8 protein-coding genes are annotated in these 9,526 nt (G+C 71.2%); 5 read left to right on the forward strand and 3 right to left on the reverse strand.

The genetic code is table 11. The features are described from left to right. Nucleotides 1–197: 197 nt before the first annotated feature. The gene (locus AC02VZ_RS25800) at nucleotides 198–617 is read left to right on the forward strand and encodes a nuclear transport factor 2 family protein (RefSeq protein WP_476476533.1); all 420 of its coding nucleotides are present in this window, start codon (nucleotides 198–200) and stop codon (nucleotides 615–617) included. Between the two features lie 843 nt (nucleotides 618–1,460). Further along, nucleotides 1,461–1,805, forward strand: coding sequence for a MerR family transcriptional regulator (locus AC02VZ_RS25805; RefSeq protein WP_432055881.1), 345 nt, complete (start codon nucleotides 1,461–1,463; stop codon nucleotides 1,803–1,805). 232 nt (nucleotides 1,806–2,037) lie between these two features. On the opposite strand, the gene AC02VZ_RS25810 is transcribed toward AC02VZ_RS25805, so the two are convergent. The 3 genes from AC02VZ_RS25810 to AC02VZ_RS25820 all read right to left on the reverse strand — a co-directional run bounded on the left by AC02VZ_RS25810 (nucleotide 2,038) and on the right by AC02VZ_RS25820 (nucleotide 5,867). Further along, on the reverse strand, nucleotides 2,038–2,991 hold the full coding sequence (locus AC02VZ_RS25810) for a pirin family protein (protein WP_432055882.1): 954 nt from the start codon (nucleotides 2,989–2,991) through the stop codon (nucleotides 2,038–2,040). Between the two features lie 241 nt (nucleotides 2,992–3,232). Then, nucleotides 3,233–3,853 carry a LysE family translocator gene (locus AC02VZ_RS25815; protein WP_476476534.1) on the reverse strand — a complete coding sequence of 207 codons (621 nt, stop codon included), beginning with the start codon at nucleotides 3,851–3,853 and terminating at the stop codon, nucleotides 3,233–3,235. Between the two features lie 781 nt (nucleotides 3,854–4,634). Further along, nucleotides 4,635–5,867 (reverse strand): FUSC family protein, encoded by a 1,233-nt coding sequence (locus tag AC02VZ_RS25820; protein ID WP_476476535.1) that lies wholly within the window; start codon nucleotides 5,865–5,867, stop codon nucleotides 4,635–4,637. 187 nt (nucleotides 5,868–6,054) lie between these two features. Here AC02VZ_RS25820 and AC02VZ_RS25825 point away from each other — a divergent pair, with 187 nt between their 5' ends. The 3 genes from AC02VZ_RS25825 to AC02VZ_RS25835 all read left to right on the forward strand — a co-directional run bounded on the left by AC02VZ_RS25825 (nucleotide 6,055) and on the right by AC02VZ_RS25835 (nucleotide 9,431). Further along, the gene (locus AC02VZ_RS25825) at nucleotides 6,055–6,837 is read left to right on the forward strand and encodes an SMP-30/gluconolactonase/LRE family protein (protein WP_476476536.1); all 783 of its coding nucleotides are present in this window, start codon (nucleotides 6,055–6,057) and stop codon (nucleotides 6,835–6,837) included. After that, nucleotides 6,834–8,246, forward strand: coding sequence for a glucose-6-phosphate dehydrogenase (locus AC02VZ_RS25830; RefSeq protein ID WP_476476537.1), 1,413 nt, complete (start codon nucleotides 6,834–6,836; stop codon nucleotides 8,244–8,246). Before AC02VZ_RS25825 ends, AC02VZ_RS25830 begins: the two co-directional genes overlap by 4 nt. Nucleotides 8,247–8,420: 174 nt before the next feature. Then, nucleotides 8,421–9,431 (forward strand): sugar porter family MFS transporter, encoded by a 1,011-nt coding sequence (locus AC02VZ_RS25835; protein ID WP_476476538.1) that lies wholly within the window; start codon nucleotides 8,421–8,423, stop codon nucleotides 9,429–9,431. Nucleotides 9,432–9,526 lie beyond the last annotated feature (95 nt).

Here is a 9,526-nt window from a genome sequence, read left to right on the forward strand (position 1 = left end):
GTGGTGACGCCCGGTGGGCCGACAAATCCCAAACAGGACAGTCGAGACGTCAGTCAGGCGAGGGGTCAGACCCACCAGCGGCGTCACCACGTCACATCCTCACTGTCAGGCACCGTTCGGTCTGTGAGGCACGGCTCGTGGGCGTCGGTCGGTTCCGGCGAAGGGTGGCGGCCGGCATCCGCCATTAGATTGGGAGGATGGGCGACATCGGTGGCGTGCCCCGTGAGGAATCCGAGGGCGACGGCTCAGTCCGCACCCGGCTCGTTGAGCTGGCCGAGGGCTGGGCGGATGCGATCGTGTCCAATGATCCCGAGCGCATCGGTGGCTTCATGGCCGACGAGTGGGTCATCGTCTCCGAGTCCGGTGTCTCCGACAGGAGGCGGTTCCTGTCGCTCGTCGAATCCGGGGAGCTGACCCACTCGGCCATGCGGAGCATCAGCCGGCCGAGGATCCGGGTGTACGGCGACACCGCGGTCCTCACGGCGCGGGTGACGAACACGGCCCACTACAAGGGCCGACGCTTCGAGGCCGACGAGTGGACGACCGATGTGTTCGTGAAGCGGAACGGCCGCTGGTTGTGCGTGCTGAGCCACGTCACCGCGGCGTCCCCGGACTGAGGACGCATGCCGAGCACGACGCGCGGACTCTCGTGCACCACCCTGACGGACCGCCGACACACGCAGGGGTTCCACCGTCCTTGACGGAGGTCGACGTCAGCCGTTCTCCCCCGGGCCCGGTTCGTAGGGACGGGAGACATGTGCACCGGCCGTGCGGCGCCGACCCGTGCCTGCACAAGCCCTGCCTGCACGGCCCTGCCTCGATGGGCCGGCCCTGCCTTGATGCCCTCTGCCTGCGGGGTCCTCGCCGGGACACTCTTGCCTGGATCGGTCGGGTCGCGGGGGCCCGGGTAACCCGTCCTGGAGAGGACTGGATGGCTGGACGACCGGAGGACCGGAGGACCGGAGGACCGGGGCTCCAGTCGGCGTCGCACCCTTCCGGGTCCGCGTGACGCAGAGCTGCTCACGCAGACACGCGTGAAAATCTGTTGTGTTCGCAGTAGACATTCATGCGTCGCGGGGATATCGTCGTGCTCGTACCCAAGAAGGTCGAGAAGGGTGCGGCAGACAGGAACGGCCGCACGGACAAGTCGAGCAGGACGCGACCCGGAGGTCGCGAGCAGTACCCGCGTTATCCCGTAGTACACACCGTGTAACCGAAGGTAAGGAGCCAAGACGCCATCAGGATCGCCCGGGTCGGCCAGGCCGCCCGGGTACCGCAGGCCCCGGATTGGAAGGTGGTCCCCGGTCACGCATCCGCGATCCACGCAGCCCCGCCCCCGCGGGCGGAACCTGCGACACAGAGAACCGGCGTCATGCGCCGGCAGATGGTGTTGAAAGCTCGGGGTCCGGGCGCCGCGTGGCGCCCGGGCCCCTCGATGCGTGTCCCGGAAGAAGAGGTCTATGCCCCCTGCTGCATCCCGTCCCATCGACAAACTCGACGATGACGACTACCCCGCCTACACCATGGGCCGGGCCGCCGAGATGCTCGGCACCACCCCCGCATTCCTCCGCGCCCTGGGGGAACACCGCCTGATCACCCCCCTGCGGTCCGAGGGCGGCCACCGCCGCTACTCGCGATACCAGTTGCGCATCGCCGCACGCGCCCGTGAGCTCGTCGACCAGGGCACCGCCATCGAGGCCGCCTGCCGCATCGTCATCCTCGAGGACCAGCTCGAGGAGGCCCAGCGCATCAACGAGCAACTGCGCGCCCACGGTCACCGGCCGCAGCAAGAGCCGTCGGCCTGAGCCTGCGCGCACGTCCGTGGCGTGCCCTGCCGAACGGCTCGGAGTGACGACCGTCTCCAACCCGAGGGTGACGCGTCGGACGACGTAGCGGCACGACCACGGGCAGGGGCACGTGCGCGGGAGCACGAACAGCCCGCGGGCCTGGAAGGGCGTCGTGGTGCGGGCGTCCGGCCCGGCGCGCCGCCGGACTGCGCCGCCCGCGGACGTCGACCGGGCCGGGGTGGGCCCGCCGTCACGGGTTCTCCGGCCTCCGCTGCCAGAAGGGGGCGGGGGCCGGGATGTAGGGCAGGGAGGTGTCGACCCGGCCGAAGTGGTCGTCCCGGCGGGCCCAGGAGGCGTGGGCGGCGTCGATCTCTTCGCGGTCTCGGCCGACGAAGTTCCACCACATCAGGATCGGTTCGGGGAAGGGCTCCCCGCCGATGAGCATCAGGCGGGTGGGTTCGCGCACGTCCAGGGGCAGCTCCTCCCGGCCCTCCCCCAGGTAGCCGAGGCGCCCCGGGTGCAGGGGCTGGCCACGCAGGGCCACGGCGCCCTGGAGGACGACGAGTGCGTACTCCCAGTCAGGTCGCAGCGGGACCGTGACCGGGGCCCGCAGGTCCAGTTCGGCCCCGACGAGCGGGGTGTCGTGGCGGGCGGGACTCCTCAGGCCGTAGAAGTCGCCCATCAGTACCGTGGCGGCACCCGCGCCGCCGTCGAGATCGGTGCGCGGCAGCTCCGCGTGGTGCTCGAACCCCGGTGCACCGTGCCGGGTGGTTTCGGGCAGCGCGGTCCACAGTTGGATGCCCTCCAGGGTGCCGCGGTAGTGGCCGGTGGCCTCCTCCGCGTGGGAGACGGCGTTTCCGGAGGTCATCAGGTTGAGCTGGCCGGGCTTGATGACCTGTTCGGAGCCGAGGCTGTCGCGGTGCAGTACCTGCCCGTCGGTCAGCCAGGTGACCGTCTGCAGACCGATGTGCGGGTGCGGGCCGACGTCGAGTCCGCTGTCCTCGGTGACATCGGCCGGTCCCATGTGGTCGGCGAAGCACCAGGCGCCGACCGTGCGCCGACCCCGGCGCGGCAGGGCCCGGCGTACCCGGATGGCGCCCACGGTCGCTTCACGGCTGTCGGTCACCTCCAGGCACGGCGGTTCGGGATGGCCGGTGTCCGCCTGATCGGCAGGCGCGTCGACGGTGCTGACCGGTCCGCTCATCGCGAGACCTCCTCTTCGTGTCGTCCAGGGGTGCACCCAGGATGGGCTTACGGGTAGTCGCACGGCGCACGGGACGCGCGGGTGATGCCCATGTCTGAGGAAGGAAGGCAAGGGGCACAAGCAAGCCGTCATCGCCCTCGCCCGCCGACGCGTCAACGTCCTGTGGGCCATGATCCGCGACCACACTTCCTTCAAGATCGCCTGGCCGGGGTTCGATACGGGTGGGGCGGCCGGCCGACAGTCAGGGCTGGGTCACGGCGACCTTGAGGCCGAACCCGATCAGGACGACTCCCGTGATCCGGTCCATGGCGCAGCGCACGGAAGGCTTCTGGAAGAAGGCGCGGGCTTTGGCCAGGAGCAGCACGTAGCTGCCAAGCCATACGGCGGTCAGCACCGCGTGGATGAGGACCAGCAGCGCCATACCGGCGTGCGGTGACAGCTCGGGCGGGGCCAGTGTCGGCAGCAGGCCGGTGTAGAAGACAGCGATCTTGGGGTTGAAGATGTTGCTGACCAGGCCGGTCCGCCAGGGGCTGCCTACGGGCGCGGCCGGGAGTGTGTCCGAGGTCTGTGCCCGGCCGCTTCGACTATGGATCAGTGCCTGGATGCCGAGGAAGACCAGGTACACGGCACCGGCCAACTTGACCACGGTGTACGCGGAGGCGGACGCGGCCAGCACCGCGGCCAGGCCCACGACCGTGAGAACACCCCACACCAGGAGCCCAGCGGTTATGCCGCCGACCGTCCGCAGCCCGTCCTGCCATCCGGCAGAGACGGCCCGCTTCGTCACGACGGCCATGTCCGGCCCGGGCACTACGGTCAACACGGCGAGCACGCCAGCTGCGGTGAGGAGCTGTATGAGCATGCCCCCAGTCTCACATCCGGCAGGACAAGGCCGCAGGCCGCCCGGGCCGGCTCGCATACCGTCTCGTCGACCGCGTGCTTGTCGCACAGCTTGACAGTCGGCATGGGGAAGTTGCCTCGTCCGCGGCTCAGGAGATCCGGCAGATGTCCCCTCCGCACGGATGCGCCTTCCCCGCAGACGCCCCTTCGCGCAGACGCCCCTTCGCGCGCAGACGCGCCTTCCCGAAAAGGTCTCGCCCTCGCAGCTGTCGCAGCTGTCGCAGCCCTCGCCTTCCCACGAAAGACGCAAGCAGCCTCTGCACGGCCCGGCCCTCAAGCGGCTCCCCTCCCCCCACCCTCCTCACCCGGATGGCGGGCGGGAGCGACGGGGCAGCCGTCCTGGCGGCGCGCCCGGATCTCGTGCAACGGGCTGGATCAGAGGGCCCGGTCACCCGCAGCGACAGGGACGTCGAAGGACTGGTGACCCGCACCGCCAGGTCCGGCGGAAGGCGGTCGGCACGCGCGACCCGGCTCCCTGCACCCGGCGGGACGTATCCGGCCCACCCCGCGACCAGCGGTGATCCTTTGCGCCATTTCCCCCTTATCTCCCGGGCGGTGCGGTGAAGATGCGGGCGTCCGCGGCGCGGGTGACGATCGGACGGGTGGTCGTCGTGCGCCTGTGGTCCGCGAGCCACCCCGCGCCATTCCCCCTTCACGCACCCTGATGCGCGCACGCCCCGGACGGAGTCACCATGCCTCGGAGGACCGGAGCACTTCCCGCCCTTGCGGTCCGGCGGCCGTGGTCACGGCCCGCCGCTACGGGTGGACGAGCGGCCGATCCTGTCCCGGAGGTGTTTCGACCAGTTCATGACCCGGCCGCCCCAGCGGCGGAGTCGGCCGGGTGGCATCTCCGCAGGGGGCACACGGCGGTCCAGGGCGCCCGTGCGGATCGCCTCGAGAGCGTCGGCGAGGTCCACGCCCGCGAAGGTGATGACGTCGGTGGCGACCGTACGCAGGCTGTAGGCCAGGAAAGTGCGCTCGGAGTCGGCCGGACCGGTCTCCGCGGTGATCCGCGTGGCGAGTTCCAGCGAGCGGTCCGCGGCGCGCTGGCGCACCGTGCGGTCGCCGAGTCCGTCGGCCAGCGAGCTGACCACGTCCGCCAGGCCGCGCACCGGCTGCTCCAGCCGGCCACGGGTGTCGGCGTCGGCCGAGGTGAGCAGTCGCGCGAACAGCAGGCAGCTGGCGCCGAGCAGGTCGAGGTGTTCCGCGTTCTCCTTCTCGCGCACGACGATCTTGGCTCCGCGCGCCAGGGCGCGCCGGGTGACACGGGTGTTGGTCCGGCCGGCCCGGCGCAGGTCCTGGAGGTGGTCCAGGACGAGGCGGAGTTCCCCGACCGCCTGCCGGGCGAGCGTGTCGTCGTCCCGGGCGATGGCGGTGGCCAGGGTGGACAGGCCGCCGGCGATGGCCTTGAGCGCGGCCCGCTCGGCGCGGCGCAGCAGGGTGAGGGGTTCGGGCGGGAAGAGGAGCTGCGAGAACACCAGGGCGATGCCGGCACCGGTCAGGGCGTCGAGCAGGCGCTGGACACCGTTCGCCTGGTCTCCCAGCGCCACGACCAGGATGGCGCTCACCGCGGCCTGGACGTGGACGATCTGTGCGCCCCGCAGCATCCGGGCGGCGGCGAGGGAGACGAAGACCGCGAGGGTCATGGTGCCCGGACCGGTCCCCAGGGTGGCGAGCACGATCTGGCCGATCAGCAGCCCGAGGAACACGCCGAGGAGGAGCCGCATCGCGTGCAGGCCGCGTTCGCCGAGGTTCGCGGTCAGTGCGATGACCGCGGTGATGGGTGCGAAGTACGGGGCGGGGTGGTCGAGTGCGTAACGAGCCACCAGCCATGCCGCCCCGGCGCTGGCGGTGGCCTGGAGGAGCAGCCACACGTCCAGGGCGGCCCGGCGGCAGCCGGCCACGAACCGCGATGCCGCTCGGCGGGCCGGTGCGCGCGCGGCGAGCACTTTTGTGCGGGTTCGCGGCGCGCTCACCCGGCCCACTATGCCAGCCGGCCGCCTCGCGCACCCGGCGACTGCCCCGGGCCGGCCGGGCCGGAGGCCGTGCCCCGGGACGAGCGCGTGCTGCGGCGCGCGGTGGAAGGGACGTGGTGAGGGTGAGGGTCGAGCAGGTCACCGAGCCGGTGGCGTATCACGCCGAGGGACCCGTCTGGTCCGAGGCGTGGGCGGACTGCGGTGGCTGGACATGCTGGCGGGCGACGTGTTGTCGCTCGCCCCGGACCACGGCGTGACGCGGCGGCACATCGACACCGTCGTGGCCGCGGTCCGGCCCCGACGAGGAGGGGGCGCCGTGATCGGTGTCGAGCGCGGCTTCGCCCTCGAGGACACGAACGGAACGGTGACGGTCTTGGATTCCCTGTGGAGCGACGAAGGCGTCCGTATGAACGAGGGGGGTTGCGACCCCGACGGACGTTTCTACTGCGGTTCGATGGCCTACGACGGCCGTGAGGGGGCCGGCTCGCTGTACCGCCTGGACGCGGACGGCTCGACGACGACGGTCCTGGGCGAGGTGACGGTCTCCAACGGTCTGGAGTGGAGCCCGGACGGGGACCGCGCGTACTACGCGGACACCGCGACGGGTCGCGTGGACGTCTTCGACTACGACCGCGGGGCGGGCCTGAGCGGGAGGCGTCCGTTCGCCTCCGTGCCGGACGGCGACGGCGGCCCGGACGGGTTGACGGTGGACGCGGAGGGCGGGGTGTGGGTCGCGCTGTACGGCGGTTCCTCGGTGCGCCGGTACGCACCCGACGGCACCCTGGACGAGGTCGTGGAGCTGCCGGTCAGCAAGGTCACGGCGTGCACGTTCGGCGGGCCCGGCCTCGACCGGCTGTTCATCACCACGTCGCGTGAGCACCTCGAGCCGGGGGCCGAACCGGAGGCGGGCGCGTTGTTCTCCTGCTCGCCCGGGGTGCGGGGCGTGCCGGTGAGGGAGTTCGCCGGATGAGCGCCGCCGGCACCCCCGCGGCGGGCACGGCCGACGGGCGGACCCAGACACTGCTCGTCCTCGGCGCGGGCGGAGACCTGACGCAGCGGCTGCTCCTGCCCGGCCTGGGCAACCTCGTCGCGTCGTCGGGGCTGACCGGTCTCCGTCTGGTCGGCAGTGACCGGGGGGAGAGCAGTGACGAGGAGTGGCGGACGCTCGTCGCGCGGGCGTTCGCGGCGGGCGGGGCGCAGGGGCCGGCCGTCGACGCCGTCGTCCGGGACACGCGCTACGTGGTCGCGGACGCCACCGACGAGGACGATCTGCGCCGGGTGATGGCCTCCTGCCGGGGCCGTCTGACCCTGTACTTCGCGTTGCCGCCGGCCGTCACCGTGGAGGCGTGCCGGGTGCTGGCCCGGACCGGTGTGCCCGCCGGGACGCGCCTGGTGCTCGAGAAGCCCTTCGGCACCGACGCGGCCAGCGCCACCGCGCTGAACGAACTGCTGCACGGTTTCGTGCCCGAGGACCATGTGCATCGCGTCGACCACTTCCTGGGAATGGCGACGGTGCTCAACATCCTGGGTGTCCGGTTCGCCAACCGGGTCATCGAGCCCCTGCTGACCTCGGAGCACGTCGCGGCGGTGGACATCGTGTTCGACGAGACGCTCGGTCTGGAGGGCCGGGCCGGCTTCTACGACACGACGGGCGCGCTGCGCGACATGATCCAGAGCCATCTGCTCCAGGTGCTGTCGCTGGTGGCGATGCCCGCGCCGAGCAAACTGGACCCGGTCGACGTGCGGGACGCCAAGGCGCACGTGCTGCGCGCCACGCACGTCTGGGAGGACCGTCCCGAGCGGTTCAGCCGGCGTGCCCGTTACACCGCGGGAACGGTCGACGGGCGCTCGCTGCCCTCCTACACCGACGAGCCGGGCATCGACCCCGCCCGGGAGACCGAGACGCTCGCCGAGGTGGTGTTCGCGGTCGACACCTGGCAGTGGGCGGGTGTCCCGTTCCGGGTCCGTTCGGGCAAGGCGATCGGTTCGCCGCGGCAGGAGGTCACCTTCTGGTTCAAGGCCCCGCAGCACGTGCCGGACGGGCTCGTCGGTGCCGTGCCCGACAACCGGCTGCGTCTGGGCATCGGTCCGCACCGTCTGCAACTGGACCTGAACGTCAACGGACCCGGCGACCCGTCGACGATTTCCCCGGTCACCCTCGACACCACGTTCGGGCCGGGCGAGCTGCTGGAGTACGGGGAGGTGCTCCGGGGCGTGCTGGAGGACGAGAAACCGCTGTCGGTGCGCGACGACATGTCGGTGGAGTCGTGGCGCATCGTGGAACCGGTGCTGGACGCCTGGCGCGACGGGCGTGTCCCCCTCGACGACTATCCGGCCGGCAGTGCCGGACCCGCGAGTTGGGAGGAACTGCCGTCATGAGCGAACCACTGGACACACGCCCCTCGGCGCAGAGCCGGTTCGTCCGGCTCACGCCGAAGGGGCTCGGGATCGTCCGCCGCTGGGCGATGGCCATCACCATCGGCAGCTTCCTGTTCGGTTTCGACACCCGGGATCATCTCCGGCGCGCTGCTGTTCATCCGCGACGAGTTCGAGCTGACCTCCTTCGAGCAGAGCTCGGTGGTCAGCGTCCTCCTGCTCGGTGCGGTCGCGGGCGCGCTGGGCAGCGGAAAGATCTCGGACCGCTACGGGCGGCGTCCGCTCCTTGCCGGTCTGGGCGTGCTGTTCCTCCTCGGGATCATCGTCGCCGCGGTGGCCAATGGGTACTGGATGCTGATGCTTGGCCGCATCATCATGGGTCTCGCGGTCGGCGGGGTGTCGGCGACGGTGCCGACCTATCTCGGCGAGATGGCTCCGGCCCAGATCCGGGGCCGGGTGCTCAGTCTGAACCTGTTGCTCATCACGCTGGGTCTGCTCGCCTCCTACCTCGTGAACTGGGCGTTCGCCGATTCCGAGCAATGGCGCGCGATGTTCTGGGTCGGCGGCATCCCTTCCGCGCTGCTGGTGCTGGTGTGCCTGTGGCTGCCCGAGTCCCCGGTGTGGCAGATCAACAACGGCAGGACGGACCGGGCCCGCCGGACGCTCGACCGGGTCACCGAGGAGGGCGGCGCGGACCTCGTCGTCTCCCGCTACGATGACACCGACACCGGCGGCGGCAGTGGCGGCGCGGACGGAACCGGGGCCGGGGGCATGCGGGCCCTGTGGGTCCCCGCCGTCCGGCCCGCGCTGCTGGTGGGCGTCATCCTCGCCGCGCTGCAGCAGTTCTCCGGCATCAACACGATCCTGTACTACGCGCCGACCATCATGGGCCAGGCAGGCCTGTCCGCCTCGAACGCGATCTACTACTCGGTGTTCATCGGCATCGTGAACGTCATCATCACCGTGGTCTCGCTCAGCCTCGTCGACCGGATCGGGCGCCGGCCCCTGCTGATCGGTTCCCTCGCCGGCATGGCGGTCTCCATCGCCCTGCTGGGGATCGCGTTCGTCGCGGATCTCAGCCCGTTGGTCATGCTCATCGCCATGATGCTGTACATCGTGGCGTTCGGGATCGGCCTGGGCCCGGTCTTCTGGGTCCTGCTCGGTGAGATCTTCCCCGTTACCTTCTAGACGGCCTCGATCATGAGGCTCCCGGCCTTCTGGCCCGGCATGACTTTTGCCCCCTGTCGACCATGACCCGGGGGGTGGTGTCACCGGGCCGGGAG

Source organism: Streptomyces sp. 3-6 (assembly GCF_056323165.1).

Excerpts from the sequence above, each read along its gene's own strand:
- AC02VZ_RS25800 (WP_476476533.1), top strand. The coding sequence starts at position 198 with ATGGGCGACATCGGTGGCGTGCCCCGTGAGGAATCCGAGGGCGACGGC.
- AC02VZ_RS25805 (WP_432055881.1), top strand. The coding sequence starts at position 1,461 with ATGCCCCCTGCTGCATCCCGTCCCATCGACAAACTCGACGATGACGAC.
- AC02VZ_RS25810 (WP_432055882.1), bottom strand. The coding sequence starts at position 2,991 with ATGAGCGGACCGGTCAGCACCGTCGACGCGCCTGCCGATCAGGCGGAC.
- AC02VZ_RS25815 (WP_476476534.1), bottom strand. The coding sequence starts at position 3,853 with ATGCTCATACAGCTCCTCACCGCAGCTGGCGTGCTCGCCGTGTTGACC.
- AC02VZ_RS25830 (WP_476476537.1), top strand. The coding sequence starts at position 6,834 with ATGAGCGCCGCCGGCACCCCCGCGGCGGGCACGGCCGACGGGCGGACC.